At 55.5% G+C, this 21777-nt stretch carries 12 protein-coding genes and 4 pseudogenes; 14 read left to right on the top strand and 2 right to left on the bottom strand.

What is annotated here, in order from left to right; translation table 11 throughout:
- From J3P90_RS18700 to J3P90_RS18665, 8 genes are all read left to right on the top strand, one after another.
- Positions 1–10518: a filamentous hemagglutinin N-terminal domain-containing protein gene (locus J3P90_RS18700; protein ID WP_434675208.1), complete on the top strand. Its 10518-nt coding sequence runs from the start codon at positions 1–3 to the stop codon at positions 10516–10518.
- Positions 10515–10787, top strand: a complete 273-nt coding sequence (locus tag J3P90_RS18695) for a DUF6966 domain-containing protein (RefSeq protein ID WP_434675207.1) — start codon at positions 10515–10517, stop codon at positions 10785–10787. Before J3P90_RS18700 ends, J3P90_RS18695 begins: the two co-directional genes overlap by 4 nt.
- A gap of 160 nt (positions 10788–10947) precedes the next feature.
- Complete coding sequence (locus J3P90_RS18690) at positions 10948–11649, top strand: transposase (RefSeq protein WP_434675206.1); 702 nt, start codon at positions 10948–10950, stop codon at positions 11647–11649.
- Positions 11650–11895, top strand: a complete 246-nt coding sequence (locus J3P90_RS18685; protein WP_434676591.1) for a hypothetical protein — start codon at positions 11650–11652, stop codon at positions 11893–11895. It begins immediately after the preceding gene.
- A 21-nt stretch (positions 11896–11916) separates the two neighbouring features.
- The gene (locus tag J3P90_RS18680) at positions 11917–12447 is read left to right on the top strand and encodes a contact-dependent growth inhibition system immunity protein (RefSeq protein WP_434675205.1); all 531 of its coding nucleotides are present in this window, start codon (positions 11917–11919) and stop codon (positions 12445–12447) included.
- Positions 12448–12633: 186 nt separating this feature from the next.
- Positions 12634–12924, top strand: a complete 291-nt coding sequence (locus J3P90_RS18675; protein WP_434675204.1) for a hypothetical protein — start codon at positions 12634–12636, stop codon at positions 12922–12924.
- A 170-nt stretch (positions 12925–13094) separates the two neighbouring features.
- Positions 13095–13796, top strand: a complete 702-nt coding sequence (locus J3P90_RS18670; RefSeq protein WP_434675203.1) for a transposase — start codon at positions 13095–13097, stop codon at positions 13794–13796.
- Between the two features lie 147 nt (positions 13797–13943).
- Complete coding sequence (locus tag J3P90_RS18665; protein WP_434675202.1) at positions 13944–14288, top strand: hypothetical protein; 345 nt, start codon at positions 13944–13946, stop codon at positions 14286–14288.
- A 233-nt stretch (positions 14289–14521) separates the two neighbouring features.
- Here the strand turns inward: J3P90_RS18665 and J3P90_RS18660 are convergent.
- Positions 14522–15775: pseudogene (locus J3P90_RS18660) on the bottom strand (IS3 family transposase).
- Between the two features lie 87 nt (positions 15776–15862).
- Here J3P90_RS18660 and J3P90_RS18655 point away from each other — a divergent pair.
- The 4 genes and pseudogenes from J3P90_RS18655 to J3P90_RS18640 form a co-directional block, all read left to right on the top strand.
- Positions 15863–16333, top strand: a pseudogene (locus tag J3P90_RS18655) (transposase); the annotation flags it as partial.
- Positions 16334–16410: 77 nt separating this feature from the next.
- A pseudogene (locus J3P90_RS18650) lies at positions 16411–17664 on the top strand (IS3 family transposase).
- A gap of 36 nt (positions 17665–17700) precedes the next feature.
- Entirely contained in the window at positions 17701–18429 is a 729-nt protein-coding gene (locus tag J3P90_RS18645) for a hypothetical protein (protein WP_434675201.1), read from the top strand.
- Entirely contained in the window at positions 18426–18872 is a 447-nt protein-coding gene (locus tag J3P90_RS18640) for a hypothetical protein (protein WP_434675200.1), read from the top strand. Before J3P90_RS18645 ends, J3P90_RS18640 begins: the two co-directional genes overlap by 4 nt.
- Before the next feature lie 237 nt (positions 18873–19109).
- Here J3P90_RS18640 and J3P90_RS18635 read toward each other — a convergent pair.
- Positions 19110–20363 (bottom strand): annotated as a pseudogene (locus tag J3P90_RS18635) (IS3 family transposase).
- Between the two features lie 236 nt (positions 20364–20599).
- On the opposite strand from J3P90_RS18635, the gene J3P90_RS18630 reads away from it, so the two are divergent.
- A complete protein-coding gene (locus tag J3P90_RS18630; RefSeq protein WP_434675199.1) occupies positions 20600–21346 on the top strand; it encodes a hypothetical protein in 747 nt (248 codons plus the stop codon).
- A complete protein-coding gene (locus J3P90_RS18625; RefSeq protein WP_434675198.1) occupies positions 21346–21777 on the top strand; it encodes a hypothetical protein in 432 nt (143 codons plus the stop codon). Before J3P90_RS18630 ends, J3P90_RS18625 begins: the two co-directional genes overlap by 1 nt.

Raw genomic sequence — 21777 nt, 5'->3', positions numbered from 1 at the left:
ATGGACGACCGCCATTACGCCTTCCTGACCCGCCAACCTTCTGCTGTGGTGGAGAGCCGTGAGCGGTTTCTCGGCATGCCCAAGCGCGGCTTGGCGTTCCTGCTGGCCAACGTCATGTTCTGGCAACCGCTGTGGGCCCAGGCCGACGGCATCGTGGTCAGCGCGCCCGGCACCGGCTTGGACCGGGCGGGCAACGGCGTGCCCATCGTCAACATCGCCAAGCCCAATGGCAGCGGCCTGTCACACAATAAATTCAAGGATTACAACGTTGGCGGCAACGGCGTGATCCTCAACAACGCCACGTCCCGCACCCAATCCACGCAGCTGGGCGGAATCATCCTCGGCAACCCGAATCTCAACGGCACGGCCGCCACGACCATCCTCAACGAAGTCAACGGCGGCAATCCCAGCCAACTGCGCGGCTACACCGAAGTGGCGGGGCAATCGGCCCACGTCATCGTTGCCAACCCCTACGGCATCACCTGCAACGGCTGCGGCTTCATCAACAGCCCAAAAGTGACCTTAAGCACCGGCAAACCGGTGGTGGAAAACGGTCGGTTGGATCGCTACCAGGTGGACCAGGGCAGCGTCGCCATCGAAGGCGCAGGGCTCAACGCGAACAACGTCGACCATTTCGAAATCATCACTCGCAGCGCCAAGATCAATGCCGAAATCCAGGCCAAGAACCTGACGATCGTGGCCGGTCGCAACGACGTCAACGCCGATACCTTGAATGCCACGGCCCGTGCCGACGATGGCAGCGCCAAGCCGGAACTGGCGATCGACTCCTCGGCCCTCGGCGGGATGTATGCCGGGGCCATCAAGCTGGTCGGCACCGAGGCCGGGGTTGGGGTGAAGCTGGACGGCAAGTTGATTGCCAGTGGCGGGGATATCCAGCTCGATGCCAATGGGCATTTGAGCATGGTCGATACCTCGGCCAGCGGGGCGGTTAACGTCAAGGCTACGAGTCTTGATGCGAAGGGACCGGTTTACGCCGGTACGACGTTGAATGCGCAGGCTCAAGGGGATTTGGTCAACCGGCAAACGTTGGCGGCGCGCGATGGGATTGTTTTGAATGCCGGTGGGCAGTTGAGCAACAACGGCATTATTGAAGCCGGGGTGAATGGGGATAACACGCGGAATGCTTCGGGGGATGTGAGTGTTACGGCTAATACACTCGATAACCACGGCAAGAGCATTGTTGCCAGCCGTAACCTGACGGCGAATGTTGCGCAAACGCTGAACAACCAGGGCGGCACCCTCAGCGCCGGACAAACCACCACGGTAAAAGCCGGGACGCTGGACAACCAGAACAAGGGGCGGGTGCTGAGCAACGGCGCGCTGAGCGTTACCGCTGACAAAGTGCTCAATACCCAAGGCGTGGTGAGCAGCAACGATAGCCTGACGGTTAATGTCGGCCAGTTGAATAACCACGACGGTGAAGTGTCCAGTGCCGCCACCCTTGAAGTTACCGGCACCGCCCTCGACAACAGCAACGGCCTGCTCAGCGCCAAAGGCGCCACCCGTGTGACCACGGGTACATTCGACAATACCGCCGGCGGTTATCTGGTCAGCGGCGACACCCTTGATCTCACCGCCAACCAAGTCAACAACGGCGCCGCCAGTCGCATCGCCAGCGACAAGGCGCTGACCGCCAGCATCACCGGCCTGGATCAGCAGGGCGGAGAACTGTTCAGCAAAACAGCCTTGACCCTGGACCTCAACAACGGCCATTTGAACAACCTCAAGGGCGTGATCAACGCGCCGCTCCTGGTGTTAAAAAACCTCAAGGACGTGGACAACCGTGGCGGCGAGATTTCCAGTGCCCAGGCGTTCACGCTGGCGGCCCGCAATTTCGATAACCGCGACGGCAAGTTGATCAGCAACCAGGCGCTGACCCTGCGTATCGACCAGGCGCTCAATAACATCAAGGGGCTGGTTTCCGCCCAATCCATCGACGCCCACAGCGCCAGCCTGGACAACACCGATGGCCTGATCAGCAGCCGTGGCGTCCTGGTCATGACCGTGGACGGTCAACTGATCAATCGGGACGCCGCGATCATTGCCGACGGTGACCTGCACATCGAGGCCACCCACCTCAACAACGGCGCCGGCCAGATCGCCGGCAAAACCAACGTCACGGCCACTATCGACAGTGTGAACAATCAGGGCGGCCAGATGATCGCCCTCGGCGGATTGACGCTGACCGGCGCCTCGCTGGACAACCGCACGGCAGGGATGGTCGGGGCGACCGACACGCTGACGCTGAACGTCGGTTCGATCGACAACCGTGGCGGCGAACTGTCTGGCCACGGCGATGTTGCTTTGACCGGCGACGCGCTGGACAACAGCGACGGCGGTCAAGTCATCGCCAACGGCGCATTGGCCCTGACGGTGCAGGACGTGCTCAACCGCACCAAGGGCCTGCTCTCCGGCAAGACCGGCCTGACCTTGACCGGCGAAACGCTGGATAACAGCGGCGGCTCGCTGCTGACCCAAAAGAACCTCACCGCGCACCTCGACGGCGACCTGAACAACGCCAAGGGCGCCTTGAGCGCCGAAGGGGCGCTCGACGTTACCGCCGCCAGCCTCATCAACACCCTGGGCAGCGTTTCTAGTGCTGGGGCACTGGCGCTCACGCTTGATAACGCCGTGCTGAACCAGGGCGGCGGCATCGTCACCGATGCCGGTCTCATCCTCAAAAGCGCAAGCCTGGACAACCGCAACCAAGGCAGCATCAGCGCCAAGCAAGCGGTCACTATTGAAACCGGCGCGTTCGACAACAGCCAGGCCGGACGCCTGAGCAGCGGCGCCAACCTCGAACTCACCACGAAACAGTTGACCAACCAGGACGGCGGACGCATCGCCAGCAGCGGCGCGCTGACCGCCAGCGTCACCGGCCTCGATCAGCAGGGCGGCCAACTCTTCAGCGACACGTCGCTGAGTCTTGATCTGAACCAAGGGCAACTGAACAACCAGAACGGCTTGATCAACGCCCCCTTGCTGATGCTGAAAAACCTCAAGGGCGTCAACAACGCTGGGGGTGAAATCTCCAGCGTCCAGGCGTTCACCCTGGCCGCGCAAAACCTGATCAACGACAACGCCAAGTTGCTGAGCAACCAGGCGATGACCCTGCGCATTGACAACGCCCTGACCAACCTCAAGGGCCTGATCGCCGCCGCCGTGCTGGATGTCGAGGCCGCCAGCCTGGACAACAGCGGCGGCACCCTGACCAGCCGCGCCAACCTCGACCTGAAACTCACCGGTCCGTTGGTCAACCAGAACCAGGGCCTGATCAACGCCACTGACGCCTTGACCATCAGCACCCGCGACTTGAACAACCAGCAAGGTTCGTTGCTGGGCAGCGCCATCGCCATCGACTTCGGTGCCGCCACTGGCGATCTGAACAACGGCGCCGGCCTTATCACCACCGCCGGTGTACTCAGCCTCAAGAACCTGCGGGACCTGGACAACCAGGGCGGCGAAATCTCCAGTAGCCAGAACCTCGACCTGACGGCTCGCGATCTCAATAGCAGCGCCGGCAAACTCATCAGCAACGGTTTGCTGACCGTGAAGGCCCGCGACGTAACCAACCAGGGCGGCCTGATGTCGGGCTTCAAAGGCCTCGACCTGAGCGCCGCGAGCCTGGACAACCGCAACGCCGGCACGCTGTCGAGCCGCGACGAAGACGTCAGCGTGACCTTGAGCGGTGCGCTGCTCAACAGTGCAGACGGCGCATTGGCCGGCAAGAAAAAACTCACCGTCACCGCGGCCAGCATCGACAACCGCGGCGGGATTCTGTCCAGCGGCGCCGACCAGACCTTGACCGTCACCGGTGGTTTGCTGAACAACGCCCAAGGTGGCTTGATCGACAGCGCCACGACCCTGGTCATGAACGCCATGACCCTGGGCAACGCGGACGGCACCGTCAACGCGCAACAAGCGTTGACCTTCACCGGCACCACCCTGGACAACACCGGCGGCACGCTGATCGGCAATGCCGCCGTGACCCTGGACCTGCTCGGCGTTCTGACCAACACCAACGGCAAGCTTGCCAGCACCGGGCCGTTGCGGGTCGAGCGCGCCACGCAGCTCGACAACCAGGGCGGCCAGATTGCCAGCCAAAGCCTGCTTACCTTGCTCATCGGCGGCCTGGACAACCGCAATCGCGGCACCGTCGCGGCCAATGACGCACTCGTCCTGGCCACCGCCGGCGCGGTTCAGAACAGCGCCGACGGCCTCATCTACAGCCAGAACGGTGCCGTGCAAATCGACGCCGACAGCCTCGCCAACGGCAAGGGCACCGTACAAAGCCAGGGCAACCTGACCCTGGTCGTCGATCAAGACATCGACAACCAGAGCGGCCGCATCCAGGCCAAGACCGGTGAGCTGAGCGTTGAAGCGAGCAACCTCGACAACCGCGGCGGCGTGCTCGCCAGCCTGCAAGGCCTGCTGAAAACCGACCTGACCGGCGTGCTGAGAAACGGCTACGACCTGAACAACAACCGCCAGGGCGGTATCACCCAGGCCCAGCGCCTGAACCTTATCGCATTGGGTGGCCTGGACAACTACGGCGGACGCATCTCGGCCCAAACCGGCGACGTCGTCATCACCACCGGTAACTTCGACAACCGCAACGGTGGCCTCTACGCCAAAGGCAAAGTCAACGTTACGGCCAACGATTTTGACAACAGCGGCGACAACGACGGCCAGATCGCCGGCAGCCAGATCGACTTGAACCTGACCGGCGCCTTGAACAACCGACTGGGCATCATCGAGAGCGATAGCACCTTGTCGGTCAAGGCTAGGAGCCTGGACAACCAGACCGGAAAGATCCGTGCGTTGGGTACCGGCGGCAAAACCAACTTCCAGATCGGTGGTTTGTTCGATAACCGCAGTGGTGTGCTGGAAAGCGCCAATACCGATTTGAGCTTGGGTGTGGGCGACTTGCTTAATGCCGATGGCAGCGTCCTGCACATCGGCATCGGCACCTTTGGTGTCGCCACCGACAATGTCGTCAATGCCGGCGGTAGCTTCGTTACGCACGGAGCCATGACACTCAACGCTGACAGCTGGACCAACACCAGCGTACTCCAAGCCGGCACCTTGAACGTCAATGTCAACAATTTCACCCAGACCGCGACGGGACAATCGTTGGCGACAACGGCCTTTGTGGGCAGCGGAGGTAACTGGCGCAACGACGGACTGCTGGCCAGTGACGGCACATTGGTGCTGACGCTTGGCGGGACATACTCCGGTAGCGGTCGAATGACCAGTCTCGGCAACCTGACCGCTGACGCCGGGCAGTTGGAGTTGGCTGACGCCGCAAGCATCGCGGGCGGCGCGACAACCGTTATCAAAGTTGGCGGGCAATTGACCAATTACGGGCAGTTGTCAGCAGCCAATGATCTAAGCGTGACGGCAGCCAACGTCAGCAACTATGGGGCGATAGCGGCCTCCAGAGATCTGACGGTTACAACCCAGGCCCTGCTTAACGCCCAAGCACCGGATGGCGGTCGTGGGTTCTTGTTCAGCGGGCGGAACATGGAGTTGCGGACGGCGTCCTTTACCAACCGTTACGCCGACGTCTACAGTCTGGGCAATCTGCTGGTCAGCGGAGCCACAGCAGGCACTTCGGCTCAAAACGTGCTCAATAGCTCCGCCAGCATTGAAGCTGGAGGGGATATCACCCTGGCCGCTGACAACATCGTCAACCAGCGCGACAAGTTCAGCATGGCGCAGCAGGTCACCGGCGGCTATATGACCATCCGGTGTGTCCAACATTGCGACGGTCCGGATACCCCGCGAGTGCGTGGCCCGGTGTTTATCTACAACACCGTAGAAAGCGTTGTCAGCGAGGACTCGCCAACCGCGACGCTGCTGGCCGGACGCAACCTGACCGTCAACAGCACAGATTTCCTGAACCAATACAGTGTGGTGTCGGCGGCCAACGACCTGTCCATCACCAGTACCAACATCACCAACAAGGCTGCGCTTTCGGCTTCCGGAACATCCGGCCATGAAGTAGGCGCGGGCACTTGGATCACCGGTGAGTATTTCTATCGACTCATTGATGAGGTCAAGGACTACAACAGGAAACACCCGCGCTCCGGACCGTTCGATCCCGTGGCATTCAACGAACTGGTCGGCAAGTTCGATCCCTCTCTGTTTTACGGCATCAACAGGCCGGTTGCTGTCCAGGCCGATGGGGCATCGGTCGCAGCGGCCATCATTCAAGCCGGTGGCACTGCGAAGCTCACCGCATCCAACGACATCAGCAGCCTGGTCGTCCTGAACACTTCTTCCAGCGTGACGGGCCGCTCCGCCAACACAAGTGTCTACAGCGCGACCCACCCCTCGGTTGTGTTGCTTAACCGTCAGTTACCGGCCGACCTGTCTCAACAGCAAGTCAACCCGGTGAGCCTGCCTGGGTTCAGCTTGCCGACTGGGCAAAATGGCCTGTTTCGCCTGAGCGGGCAGGGTGGCGGTACCTCGGCTGCCAGCGCACCGCAGAACTGGTCTTTGGGTAGCGCAAGCCTGAGCCCGGCCCAGCGCCAGCAAGCGCTGCCTGTAGGTCAAGTGCGGGATCTTGCGCTGGGCAACGTTACGCCACCGTCTGCTAGCAACATGGACCCCATCGATGCCGACACGGCGGGCGGACGAACGACCGACCTCACCGTTAACCGTGTCCAAGGCTTGCCCACGCGCACCGTGACGGCCAACCCGCACAAATACCTGATCGAAACCAATCCGCTGCTCACTGACCTCAAGCAGTTCATGAGTTCGGATTACCTGCTGGAGAACCTCGGCTACGACCCGGACGAAAGCGCCAAACGCCTGGGTGATGGTTTTTATGAACAGAAGCTGATCCAGGAAGCCGTGATCGCTCGCACCGGCCAGCGCTTCATCGACGGACAAACCTCCAACGAGGACATGTTCAAGTACCTGATGAACAACGCCATCGCCAGCAAAACAGAGCTTGATCTGGCTGTGGGTGTCAGCCTCACCTCCGAACAAGTCGCGGCCCTGACCCACGACATCGTCTGGATGGAAAGTGCCGAGGTGAATGGCGAGCAAGTCCTGGTGCCGGTGTTGTACCTGGCCAACGCCAACAACCGCCTCTCGCCGAATGGGGCGTTGATTGAGGGCAACAACCTCAACCTGGTCGCCGGCAAGAACCTGGCTAACGTAGGTACGCTGAAGGCGACCAGTAACCTGTCAGCTTCGGCGGGGGAGAATCTGGTCAACAGCGGCTTGGTGCAAGCAGGTGAGCGTCTCGACCTTTTGGCCGGCAACCATCTCGTCAACAGGGCGGGTGGCATCATCACCGGTCGGGATGTCTCTGCCACGGCGCTGATGGGGGATGTGGTCAACGAGCGCACGGTGACGTCATCGCAAATTGCCTACGGCCAGGTCCAGGATCGCAACGATTTCGCCGACAGCGCGGCGCGCATCGAAGCCGCCAATGACCTGAGCCTCTCGGCGGGCGGCAGCCTCAACAACATCGGCGGTGCCCTGCAAAGTGGGCGCGACATCCGCTTGAATGCCGGAAACGACGTCAACCTCGTCGCTGCGCAGACCGTCGACAACCTGATCCGCGACGTCAACCGCAACAGCAGCACCATCACCCAGTACGGCGCCAGCGTCAGCGCCGGGCGAGATGTATCGGCTACGGCCGGCCGGGACCTCAATGTCGTTGCCAGCCAGATCGACGCCAAGCGCGACGTCGACATGGCCGCGACCGAGAACGTCAACATCAGCTCGGCGGCGGATGAACAGCACTTTCTGTACAAGAGCAAGAAGCTGACGATCCAGGAAGACCATGTCCGGCAGGTCAAGGCCCAAATCACCGCCGGCGGCGATGTTGCCTTGGCGGCGGGCAAGAACCTGATGATGGTCGCCAGCCGGATCACGGCGGGTGACGAGGCCTACCTGGTGGCGGGGGGGAAACTGGGGTTGATCGCGGCGCAGAACAGCGATTACTCACTGTATGACGAGAAGAAAAAGGGGAGTTGGGGGAGCAAGAAGACTCAGCGTGATGAAGTGACTGATGTGAAGAACATTGGGAGTGAGATCACGACGGGGGGCGATCTGGTCATCAAGAGCGGGGATGACCAGCGATATCAGGTGGCGAAGCTTGAAAGTGGCAAGGACATCACGCTGGACAGTGGCGGTTCGATTACCTTCGAAGCCGTGAAGGATTTGCATAAAGAGGACCACGCAAAAAGCAAAAGCAGCATGGCCTGGAGCTCGATGTCGGGCAAAGGCAATACCGACGAAACACTGCGCCAGACGCAGATGGTTGCTGCCGGTGCCATTGCGATCAAAGCTGTCGATGGGTTGAACATCGACATCAAGCAGGTCAATCAAGAAAGCGTCCATCAATCGATCAAAGCCATGGTCGATGCGGACCCGCAACTGGCGTGGTTGGCCGAAGCCGAGAAGCGCGGCGATGTGGATTGGCGCAAGGTCAGGGAAGTCCACGACTCTTATAAATACAGCCACTCCGGCATGGGGCCGGCTGTGCAGATGATCATCGCGATCCTTGTCGTCTATTTCACCGCGGGTGCTGCCAGTGGCTTGATTGGCACTATGGCCGGAAGCACCGCTGCTGCTGGTTCAGGTACAGCCTTTGCAGCAGCCGGAACAGCCACCACATCAGCGGTGGCCGGTGGCGCGGCAGCTGGGTCAACCGTGGCCGCAGGTTGGGCGAACGTGGCGCTCACAGCTGTCGCAACGGGGGCTGCGAGCAACGCCACGGTCAGCTTTATCAATAACGGTGGAAATCTGGGGGCCGTATTCAAGGATGTAACTTCTTCGGATGCCTTGCGCGGTTATGTCGTGTCGGGGGTGACGGCGGGGTTGACGGCCGGCATCTTCGACAAGATGACCAGTACCACCACCTCGCTGGAGGGGGCGTTGCCGAATGCAGGCAAGGTAATTGCCGAAGGCGGCTTAGGAAGTTTGGAAGGCATCGGTCGCTTCGGCGCGAACCAGCTGTTGCAGAACGGTACGTCAACACTATTGGACCGGGCGCTGGGTGGTGACAGTCAGTTCGATAATGCCCTGCGTTCCAGTTTGGCGAATACCTTTGCTGCCGCGGGATTCAATCTCGTTGGGGATCTTGGCAAGAAATTCGATTTGAAAGAAGGGGGGCTGGCCAAGGTTGGCTTGCACGCGGTCATGGGCGGACTGGCCGCTGAGGCGGCCGGCGGTGATTTCAAAACCGGCGCATTGGCTGCGGGTGTCAATGAGTTGCTGATTGATAGCTTGGCCGAGCAGTACACCGAGATGACCTTGGAACAGAAGAATCGGCTTCTGGTGATGAACTCCCAAATAGTAGGCGTGCTTGCAGCCGCCGCGCAGGGAGGGGATGCGAAGAGCCTTCAGACCGGGTCATGGGTAGCGGGCAGTGCGACTTCCTATAACCGGCTGTTGCATTCGTCGGAGAAAAAAGCGCTTGCTGATGAGGCGAAGGCTCTAGAAGAGAAATTGGGCAAGCCCAAGTCAGATATGTCTTGGGAAGAGGTACTGCTCCTCGCGGCCAATGCTCAAGTGGATGCTACCGAAAATGCGCGATTGCAGGCACTGGTAAACAGCTTTCCCCCGGGCAACCCTGAAGGTCAGCATCTTGCGCAAGACTTGTTAAAGGCGACCAGTAGCATTCAAAGCCTAGCTGCTCGGAACACTGCCCTTACATGGAGTGATGGCCGCACAATTGTCGCCAACGGCGCCGAGGTACATGCGTTTCAGGCGACGACGGCTCAGTTTGTTGATCCGGCCTTGTTCAATACCGCCTCCCAATGGTCCAGCAACAACAATTGGGCCAATGAGCCTGAGATCGTTCCCACGGCTTGGAGGGAGCAATTCGGTCGGGACGCCGTCACTTATCTTAGGGAAATCGCTGGAGTTTCCAGTAGCCGGCAAGAGTTCGACGACCTGGTGCAAAGGGTTTCAACTATAGTCGGCGGTGGGATCGAAAGGGTTACCTGGGATTTGGATGCTGCGCTTGCAGTTACGGGGGCGCCTGCGGTATTAAGGGCCTTGCTGGCTAGGCGGCTTGCTGCGGCTGGTGTTGCTGATGCTTTAGTGTTGGGGGCAAAAAACTTTGGGCTAGTAGAGGGTACGTACTCCGCAATCAAGCCTGGACCATTGGCCGATAATATTGCAGAAACTTTTTCTGGCGGACGTTACTCCGTTGTAACGCTCGAAAAGGATACCGTTCTTTACCGAGCTGGTACTGTGGATAAGCCACTTGGGCAATTTTTTAGCACCGAGCCGCCATCTGGTGTTTCACAGACCAGGATCGACAAGGCCGTTCTGCCGGAGTGGTCAGGAGGTGCGAAATCACCGCTCGACACCACTTTTGAGATAAAGATACCGGCAGGCACCAAGGTATATGTTGGTGAGGTTGGATCGCAAGGTGGGTTCTACGTTGGTGGAACGCAGCAAATCGTAGTTCAAAAACCCTGGTTAATCGATGGGGTCCAAGTAATCAGTTCGAGTCCACTGAAATGAAGCTACAAAAAATTGATTTGACTCTAAGACGAATGATTGAGCTTCTCCGCGTCGGAGCGGGCGATGAAGGATGGGCGGCTAATCTTGAGGGAATTCGAGAGAATTTTGACAGCGATCCGAAGTTTGCCTCGTCGAAGCTGATGTCTATGTATGGTGGAATGGGATCTCTGAATGATGTAGTTATTTACAGTCGTGGCCAGGTATTGATTGCGGAGAGCAATGAGTTCGACATGCTAAGAACGCAGCTTTATGAGCTTGTAAAAGTTTAAAGGAAGGAAAACGGGGATAGACCACGTTTTCTGCATATCGGTATGGTTCGCGATCAATAGAGTGAAACCAGCAGGAAAAAAGGGGACAAGGAAAAAAGGGGACAGATTTATTTTCTAAGCCTTTGCTACGCTGTAAGCTTCCACGGAGGAGAGGTCAAATATGCCCAGGATGGGACGTATTGTTTTGCCGAATTACCCACACTATATCGTGCAACGCGGTCACAACCGTCAGGTAGTTTTTGCGGTCCCCGAGGATTATCAACGCTACCTGACGGATCTGCGCGAGCTCAAGGACGCGTTTGGGGCCAGGGTCTACGCCTATTGTTTGATGACCAATGATGTTCATCTGTTACTGGCTCCGGGTGAGTCCATCGCTGGATTGGGACAGATGATGAAGGCTTTAGCGGCGCGAGCCACGCGATACCGCAATCGACTCGAAGGGCGCTCCGGTACGCTATGGGAAAGTCGTTACAAATCCAGCGTGGCGCAATCAGATGCCTATCTCCTTGCCTGTTGTCGTTACATTGAATTGAATCCCGTACGCGCTCAAATGGTGGCCGATGTGGCGGACTACCTTTGGTCGAGCTACAGAAGCAGGGTGGGTGATGGGCCTGACAGCGAATGGCTGGATGTCGATCCCTGCTTCGTTGCTCTAGGCGCTACGGCTTTGGAGCGGCGTCGTAGGTATGAGGCTTTCGTGTGCGAGGCCATACCTGCAGAGCAGGTCCGTTTGATCCGTGATGCGTTGCAGCGAGGCCAGTTGACTGGGATGGGACGCTTCGTTGATGAGGTAGAGCGGATAGTTGGTATCCGGGTAGAACAACGAGGTCAGGGGCGGCCAAGGGTGAAGACTGGAAAATAAATCCGTCCCCTTTTTGTCTATACGACCACTGCGGTTAAAATTGCCAATCCAAGTCAGGTTTATTCATCGCTCAAGGGAAATATTGATACCGCCGCAGGGTTTACTGAGTACGGTTTGAAGGACGTAACAGTATCCTCTAGTCAAATTACTAGTCGTGAATTGCAAGTGGCAGTTCCAAAGGCTACGACGAGTGCTCAATGGGATCAAATTAATAGAGCTATGGTCAGAGCAAAGGCGTTACGGTGAAAATTACCAAGGTAGATTAAGATGAGTGATGTCGTAAAAACAGCTTGGGCAGATGCGAAAATGAATAAAAATTTCATTTCCATAAAAACGTTTTCTGGATATCGAAGTAGCCAAGCAGACCCACAAGGTGTAGAGCATTTTTTCAGCCCTGACGCTGCCGATAAAGAGCTAGGCCTTGCTGTGCTTGACGCCTTGGCTCATAGCCGATTTGTGCTTCCCGAGCCGCGTAAGGATGTTTGGATTCATCCTGAAGCTACTTTTGATATGGAGCTCTACGATTACAATCTGACCAATCAACGATATGATCAGTGGGCTGGCAGCACTTTGGAACGCTATGGCTACAAGACCAAGCGTGCATTATTTAAAGATATGAAAAAGTGCAGTATCGAAAATAAGAGCGATCAGATCACTATTCGCCCCAGCCATCACGAAAAGCTAGAGGCTTGGAGCGGCAAGGGTATAAGTGAGAGTAAGTATGTCACTATCCCCAGCGGTAGTAGCCCTTCTGATATAGGTGCGGCCCTGCGCTTGGCTTTTAGTAGGTGTACTTAATGTGTAGAGGTTTCGAATAATCTAACACCGGCTTCGTGCTGGTCCAAAAGGGCAAGAACCGAGGCAGAATCGGGGACAGGCAGCAGAATCGGGGGACAGACCACGTTATATGTGCGTTTCCCCGATAGCAGGAAAACGTGGTCTGTCCCCGTTTTTTTTCGGTGCAAATCCAAGGGGGAGCGTTAAGTGAAATGTATAAAATTAATGGCGGATTATCAGTGTTATCCGATTTGGAATATGTCTCCAGGTGAGTATGGGGACATGGACCCTTGTGAACTTCCGATTTCTAAAGAGCTTCAGGAACGTCTATTAAAATGGGCCGCCATTTATGACGAAACGCTGGATGTTGATTGTCCGCCAAACTCTGGGTTCAAGAGTGAGGAGTTGGAGCGTGAGTTTAAGTTTGAGGGGGAGCGATTAGTTATAAGTTTGAGGGGGGAGCTCTGGCCAGAATTTTATGTGTCTCTTAAAGTTTAATTGTTGCAAAAGTAACTGGCGGGGCGGTAGACCGTGCTACTACTGGGATTGAGTGGGGCAAGGGTATTCAAGGTCAAGGAAGAGAAAAAAGAGAAAAGAGGAGAAAAGGGGACAGATTTATTTTCTAAGCCTTTGCTACGCTGAAAGCTTCCACGGAGGAGAGGTCAAATATGCCTAGGATGGGACGTATTGTTTTGCCGAATTACCCACACCATATCGTGCAACGCGGTCACAACCGTCAGGTAGTTTTTGCGGTCCCCGAGGATTATCAACGCTACCTGACGGATCTGCGCGAGCTCAAGGACGCGTTTGGGGTCAGGGTCTACGCCTATTGTTTGATGACCAATCATGTTCATCTGTTACTGGCTCCGGGTGAGTCCATCGCTGGATTGGGACAGATGATGAAGGCTTTAGCGGCGCGAGCCACGCGTTACCGCAATCGACTCGAAGGGCGCTCCGGTACGCTATGGGAAAGTCGTTACAAATCCAGCGTGGCGCAATCAGATGCCTATCTCCTTGCCTGTTGTCGTTACATTGAATTGAATCCCGTACGCGCTCAAATGGTGGCCGATGTGGCGGACTACCTTTGGTCGAGCTACAGAAGCAGGGTGGGTGATGGGCCTGACAGCGAATGGCTGGATGTCGATCCCTGCTTCGTTGCTCTAGGCGCTACGGCTTTGGAGCGGCGTCGTAGGTATGAGGCTTTCGTGTGCGAGGCCATACCTGCAGAGCAGGTCCGTTTGATCCGTGATGCGTTGCAGCGAGGCCAGTTGACTGGGACGGGACGCTTCGTTGATGAGGTAGAGCGGATAGTTGGTATCCGGGTAGAACAACGAGGTCAGGGGCGGCCAAGGGTGAAGACCGGAAAATAAATCCGTCCCCTTTTTGTCGACGCGGGAGGTGGACGTAGGGAAAAATATTGGGACGGATAAATTTAATGATTTTTCTCCCACAACGAAAATGAGTGTGCTAACAGATGAGGCTGGGAATTTAGTGTCCGCGTTTCCTGGGGTGCTTAAATGAAACTTATAGGCAGTGTGACTGAGATGAAAATTAGAGAGACGCTAATTTGTTCAGCATGCTACATATTTAATAATGTAATAATTTTGACATTTCTTGAGGGAATGTTCGGCCCGATTTCGTCTGCCTATGTGCTTAGCCACACGCCCGACCAGGGAGAGGACTTTTACGTGCTTCTGGTAAACGGCTCTATTGTGGTCAGTTTTGAACTGTCTCGAAACTGTGGAGATCCGAAGCCTGAAAACTTCGTCGCTATTGAAATTGAACAGTATCGTAAAAAACTACGAGGTCGTCATTCTCAGTTAAAGTTAGCTATTGCGATGGATTTAGTTGTGAAGAGTTAAGCAAAGCCACAGCGGTGCAAAATGGGAAGTGTCCGGTCTTCTTCGGGAGTGTCAGATTTTTTGTGTGCGGGCCGGTAATGGCCTGCCGTCAGGCAGACCTTCATTGAGAAACGGGGACGGATTTATTTTTCTTTAACCCGGGCAGCGCATCCTCAATTGCGGAAAAAAGGGACGGATTTATTTTCCTCGTGACTAGCGGAGTGCTCAGCATTTTGACCTGATTTGCAGTGTGTCTAGTCCTGAAATAGGTTTACACCTATTTCACCCCAACGCCCGATGCATCGCATCGGGCGTTTTGTATTTCAGAGACAGGTGTGGACGCTCGCGGTTGTAGATCGATACCGACTCACTGACCATCTTCTTCGCCTGCGTTAAATCCTGTGGCCGCTGGAGCAAAAGCTCTGTCTTCAATATCCCGTTGACCCGCTCTGCCAAGGCGTTTTGGTAGCAGTCATAGCCATCAGTCATCGAGCACCTGATGCCGTGCTTCGCATGCAACTCCTGATACATTCCCGAGCAATACTGGCTGCCTCTATCTGAGTGATGCACCAGCGGCTGCTCCGTTCGACGGTATTTCACCGCTCGGCGCAGCGCCTGCGCGACCGACTTGGTGTGTAGGCTTTCATGGACGTGATAGCCCACGATCTTTCGTGAAAAAGCATCCGTCACAAGGCTCAAGTAGGCCACACCTTCCTGAGTGGGCAGATAGGTGATGTCAGCCACCCAGACTTGTTCCGGGCCGCTGGGAATAACTTGATTAGGGCCGGGTTTGAGCAGGTTTGGATGACGCCGAAAGCGGTGATGGCTGTCGGTTGTCTTGTGATACGCCCGCTTGCGGGCTACCAATAAACGCCGTTCACGCAGAATCGAAAACAGGCGATCTCGACCCACTTGCAGCTCAAGCTGAGGTTGGCACTGCAGCAAGTAATGCAGCTTTCGGGCGCCCAAACGTGGCTGCCGCTGACGTTTTTGCTGAACGAAATCGGCAACTTTCTGATCCAGAGCGAGACGCGCCGCATCGGCGCGATTGCGTTTGTAGTAAGCCTGGCGGCTTATCCCCATGAACTGGCAAGCCCTGCTGATGCTCAGGTTTTGGATTCGTTTTTGGGCGAGGACTTGCCGGGACGCTTTTTTACGACAGAGAGACCGTAGTCATTTTTCAAGACATCCACGACCGCCTCGAAAAACTGCGCTTTCTGATTGGACAGCGCCAACTGCTCTTCAAGCTCTTTGATGCGTTGCTCTGGCGTTAATGGTCGGTTTTTGTCGGGCATAGACCCCATCCTCGGCGAGCCAATGTATGCGCCTGGGCTCCAATCCTGCCGACCGTGCTTGCGTAACCACGTCAGAACGGTCGTTTTGCCTTGAATCCCGTAGCGCTCCTGAGCCTCTTTATAACTCAGCTCGCCTTTTTCGACCTGATCGACGACCGACAATTTAAAGGTCAGCGTGTAGTCTCGCTGACTACGCCTTTTTACTGACTCCATTACGTCCTCCTGAAAAAGCAGATCAGAGGTGTAAACCTTATTCAGGACGGGACAGTGACTGAAAATAAATCTGTCCCCTTTTTTTTCATGAAGGCTTTAGCGGCGCGAGCCACGCGATACCGCAATCGACTCGAAGGGCGCTCCGGTACGCTATGGGAAAGTCGTTACAAATCCAGCGTGGCGCAATCAGATGCCTATCTCCTTGCCTGTTGTCGTTACATTGAATTGAATCCCGTACGCGCTCAAATGGTGGCCGATGTGGCGGACTACCTTTGGTCGAGCTACAGAAGCAGGGTGGGTGATGGGCCTGACAGCGAATGGCTGGATGTCGATCCCTGCTTCGTTGCTCTGGGCGCTACAGCTTTGGAGCGGCGTCGTAGGTATGAGGCTTTCGTGTGCGAGGCCATACCTGCAGAGCAGGTCCGTTTGATCCGTGATGCGTTGCAGCGAGGCCAGTTGACTGGGACGGGACGCTTCGTTGATGAGGTAGAGCGGATAGTTGGTATCCGGGTAGAACAACGAGGTCAGGGGCGGCCAAGGGTGAAGACTGGAAAATAAATCCGTCCCCTTTTTGTCTGCAGTGTCCCGTCCTGAATAAGGTTTACACCTCTGATCTGCTTTTTCAGGAGGACGTAATGGAGTCAGTAAAAAGGCGTAGTCAGCGAGACTACACGCTGACCTTTAAATTGTCGGTCGTCGATCAGGTCGAAAAAGGCGAGCTGAGTTATAAAGAGGCTCAGGAGCGCTACGGGATTCAAGGCAAAACGACCGTTCTGACGTGGTTACGCAAGCACGGTCGGCAGGATTGGAGCCCAGGCGCATACATTGGCTCGCCGAGGATGGGGTCTATGCCCGACAAAAACCGACCATTAACGCCAGAGCAACGCATCAAAGAGCTTGAAGAGCAGTTGGCGCTGTCCAATCAGAAAGCGCAGTTTTTCGAGGCGGTCGTGGATGTCTTGAAAAATGACTACGGTCTCTCTGTCGTAAAAAAGCGTCCCGGCAAGTCCTCGCCCAAAAACGAATCCAAAACCTGAGCATCAGCAGGGCTTGCCAGTTCATGGGGATAAGCCGCCAGGCTTACTACAAACGCAATCGCGCCGATGCGGCGCGTCTCGCTCTGGATCAGAAAGTTGCCGATTTCGTTCAGCAAAAACGTCAGCGGCAGCCACGTTTGGGCGCCCGAAAGCTGCATTACTTGCTGCAGTGCCAACCTCAGCTTGAGCTGCAAGTGGGTCGAGATCGCCTGTTTTCGATTCTGCGTGAACGGCGTTTATTGGTAGCCCGCAAGCGGGCGTATCACAAGACAACCGACAGCCATCACCGCTTTCGGCGTCATCCAAACCTGCTCAAACCCGGCCCTAATCAAGTTATTCCCAGCGGCCCGGAACAAGTCTGGGTGGCTGACATCACCTATCTGCCCACTCAGGAAGGTGTGGCCTACTTGAGCCTTGTGACGGATGCTTTTTCACGAAAGATCGTGGGCTATCACGTCCATGAAAGCCTACACACCAAGTCGGTCGCGCAGGCGCTGCGCCGAGCGGTGAAATACCGTCGAACGGAGCAGCCGCTGGTGCATCACTCAGATAGAGGCAGCCAGTATTGCTCGGGAATGTATCAGGAGTTGCATGCGAAGCACGGCATCAGGTGCTCGATGACTGATGGCTATGACTGCTACCAAAACGCCTTGGCAGAGCGGGTCAACGGGATATTGAAGACAGAGCTTTTGCTCCAGCGGCCACAGGATTTAACGCAGGCGAAGAAGATGGTCAGTGAGTCGGTATCGATCTACAACCGCGAGCGTCCACACCTGTCTCTGAAATACAAAACGCCCGATGCGATGCATCGGGCGTTGGGGTGAAATAGGTGTAAACCTATTTCAGGACTAGACACAGGCGACGACGGCTCAGTTTGTTGATCCGGCCTTGTTCAATACCGCCTCCCAATGGTCCAGCAACAACAATTGGGCCAATGAGCCTGAGATCGTTCCCACGGCTTGGAGGGAGCAATTCGGTCGGGACGCCGTCACTTATCTTAGGGAAATCGCTGGAGTTTCCAGTAGCCGGCAAGAGTTCGACGACCTGGTGCAAAGGGTTTCAACTATAGTCGGCGGTGGGATCGAAAGGGTTACCTGGGATTTGGATGCTGCGCTTGCAGTTACGGGGGCGCCTGCGGTATTAAGGGCCTTGCTGGCTAGGCGGCTTGCTGCGGCTGGTGGTGCTGATGCGGTGGTGGTGGGTGCAAAAGGCGCAGGTACATCCTTAGAGCGAGGTCTTGCCTATGACAACCCATCAAACCTTGTCCAAAATCGTGTAAGTGAAATTCAGTCACAAATACCTGCGAACTCTCAAGGCCGAATAACTATGGGGGTTGCGGTAGTAGAGGATGCGAATGGTGTTCGCTCTGTTCTGGTCAGTACAAGTGAACCTCGTGGCTATCTTCGCCCTGGAGTGAGTTTGCAAGAAGGCGAGAAAGTAGTTGTTGGAACTGGCCACGCAGAAGCGGATATTGTCAGCTATGCCAACGCTAACGGATTGAAAGTTGTTGATATCGGTGCGACACGCCCTGTCTGTGCATCATGTCAGAACGTAATTGAGCCGACAGGGGCCAATGTGTCAACACCATTAAAACCACTGCCAAAGGCTAAACAATGATTATGCGTTTAGAAATGGTTGAGAAAGGCCTTGTAGAAAAGCTTAAGTTAGTCAGTCAAGAGCAACGAAGAAGTGCTGTAAAAGTGGCTTGTGAACTTGCTTTTCAGGCCTGTCCAGTAGAGGTGCCTATTGTTGTCGAATCTCTTAGGCAGCTACGATCTGGTAATAAACTCACGACTGATCAGGTTTCTGGGCTAGATGCTTTAGCTGCACAGTTAGATGAGAAGTATTTTGACTTGCAAGACAGCCTGGATGAAGGGCAAAACTTAAATGAAGAAGGACTTCAGTTGTTTAGCCAGGCCCGCGCTGTATCGGCGCTGTCCTTAGCTGGCGGAGAGGATTCGCTTATGACAGCGACCGAAGCAATATATGAGGCATCATCAGCCGTTGATGATGGAGCTTATATTTTTAAAGCAGTACTTTCGGTTTTGCCAGAGTCTTAATCAGCAGGTATTTTGCTTTGTCTGTGATCCGGCGCACTCTTGCGCCGGTATTTTCAGTTGCTGCTGCACCCTGATTGCGCCCTCTCTGCACTCAAGTTGCACCCGTTCTGTAGTCTTTCTGCACCCCAGTCTGACGACCTTCGGTCTACCTAACCAATACGCCCTTTTTGAGCATGATTTTTCGCCCCTTAACAGGAGCAAAATCTCAATACACAACACGCACCTCTCGCGAGGTGTCTAGTCCTGAAATAGGTTTACACCTATTTCACCCCAACGCCCGATGCATCGCATCGGGCGTTTTGTATTTCAGAGACAGGTGTGGACGCTCGCGGTTGTAGATCGATACCGACTCACTGACCATCTTCTTCGCCTGCGTTAAATCCTGTGGCCGCTGGAGCAAAAGCTCTGTCTTCAATATCCCGTTGACCCGCTCTGCCAAGGCGTTTTGGTAGCAGTCATAGCCATCAGTCATCGAGCACCTGATGCCGTGCTTCGCATGCAACTCCTGATACATTCCCGAGCAATACTGGCTGCCTCTATCTGAGTGATGCACCAGCGGCTGCTCCGTTCGACGGTATTTCACCGCTCGGCGCAGCGCCTGCGCGACCGACTTGGTGTGTAGGCTTTCATGGACGTGATAGCCCACGATCTTTCGTGAAAAAGCATCCGTCACAAGGCTCAAGTAGGCCACACCTTCCTGAGTGGGCAGATAGGTGATGTCAGCCACCCAGACTTGTTCCGGGCCGCTGGGAATAACTTGATTAGGGCCGGGTTTGAGCAGGTTTGGATGACGCCGAAAGCGGTGATGGCTGTCGGTTGTCTTGTGATACGCCCGCTTGCGGGCTACCAATAAACGCCGTTCACGCAGAATCGAAAACAGGCGATCTCGACCCACTTGCAGCTCAAGCTGAGGTTGGCACTGCAGCAAGTAATGCAGCTTTCGGGCGCCCAAACGTGGCTGCCGCTGACGTTTTTGCTGAACGAAATCGGCAACTTTCTGATCCAGAGCGAGACGCGCCGCATCGGCGCGATTGCGTTTGTAGTAAGCCTGGCGGCTTATCCCCATGAACTGGCAAGCCCTGCTGATGCTCAGGTTTTGGATTCGTTTTTGGGCGAGGACTTGCCGGGACGCTTTTTTACGACAGAGAGACCGTAGTCATTTTTCAAGACATCCACGACCGCCTCGAAAAACTGCGCTTTCTGATTGGACAGCGCCAACTGCTCTTCAAGCTCTTTGATGCGTTGCTCTGGCGTTAATGGTCGGTTTTTGTCGGGCATAGACCCCATCCTCGGCGAGCCAATGTATGCGCCTGGGCTCCAATCCTGCCGACCGTGCTTGCGTAACCACGTCAGAACGGTCGTTTTGCCTTGAATCCCGTAGCGCTCCTGAGCCTCTTTATAACTCAGCTCGCCTTTTTCGACCTGATCGACGACCGACAATTTAAAGGTCAGCGTGTAGTCTCGCTGACTACGCCTTTTTACTGACTCCATTACGTCCTCCTGAAAAAGCAGATCAGAGGTGTAAACCTTATTCAGGACGGGACAAGGTGAAAAAAAAAGGGGACAGATTTATTTTCTGAGCCTGTGATGATGGGGGGCGATCCGGACCTGGTTGATCGCGTGGGAGGTAAACGCCGATGGGAAAATAAATCTGTCCCCTTTTTTCCTCACTAAACGACCTGACGAACCTGGCGAAGGTCACTGATCAGTGGGAAAACGCAACGAGCGTGGCTGCGCTGGTCATACCTACCTCAGGCGGCGCGCGTGGTGCTGGCACTGGCGAAGCAGGGATCTCGCCTCGGGTTCAGGCGGCTTTGGATAAGTTTACTGAAGCCAAGGCCATACGTACGGGAGCGACCCTAACGGCAGAGAAAACCGCTTTGCCTGCAGGCTATCGTGAAGGCAGTTTCTCGGGAGCCAGCGTGACGGGTGGTTTGCCAGAGGGCTACCGTCGGGTCATTGGTAACACGGAAGTGTTGGCAGCGGACGGCAAGCTCTACCTTGAGACCAGTAATGGACTGACACCGAAGGCTGGGGGTAATCTTGCGGGGGCGGTTGATGCAGAAAAAAATATTGCTGGGACAACAAAAGAGGATGTAGCTAAGCTCCTTGACGATGCTAATCAAGAGCTAGAGAAGTACATTGGAACGTTTGGTAAGTATAAGCCGCCAACTGTTATCGGTGCGGTGGATCCATTAACAGGGAAAATAGTTACTACTTCTAGTGGAGCTGTTCCGAGTACGATTGCACCTGAACTGCAGGCGTACGCGGACAAGCTCGGAGGTTTGGGTATTAAAACAGCATGTGGCAACACCCTGGGTCGTTGTGCTGAGTTTAGAGCTGCTAATGAACTGCTTTTGAGCAATCCTAGCCTTAAGCTCAGTGATATTAAATTTACTCCTGCGATTCGCCCTCGAACAGGAGACGTAGTTCTACGTTGCGAGAATTGCACAAATATCTTTGGAGCGGAATAATGGAAATGGATGATGAGTTTTTGGAAGTCAATGACTTAGATTGGTTTGCTTCTTATAAAGATGGGTTTCTTGCGCATTTTGCGACTGGAGGAAAGGGGGGCGTTCCGCAGTCAATAAAAGAGTCCCTTTCTAAATATGAGTTGATATATGAGTATTTTGATTCGTTAAAAGAATGCTTTGAGGTTGAGGTGGTCGAAGAGAATCTACCAGTGTTCAGCTCCGAAGCTCAACGGAATAGATACTTGCAGTCGTTTGTTTCTATGGCGAAAAAGGGGCTGTATAGTCATGATTTTAGTGGGGGAGAATACAAGTTGGTCGCCAAACCCAAAAGTGGTAAAAAGGGATCTGAGCTGCCCGCAGAAATTTTAAATATTATTTGCATGCTGTCAGTGGGTTCCAGTGAGGGTGTGAATAGTATTAGCGATTTTTGA

The sequence above is a fragment of the Pseudomonas sp. D3-10 genome (assembly GCF_051132175.1).
In the GTDB taxonomy this organism is placed as follows: Bacteria; Pseudomonadota; Gammaproteobacteria; order Pseudomonadales; family Pseudomonadaceae; genus Aquipseudomonas.
The sequence above is the reverse complement of the archived record's forward strand: the minus strand, read 5'-3'. Positions and strand labels throughout refer to the sequence as shown.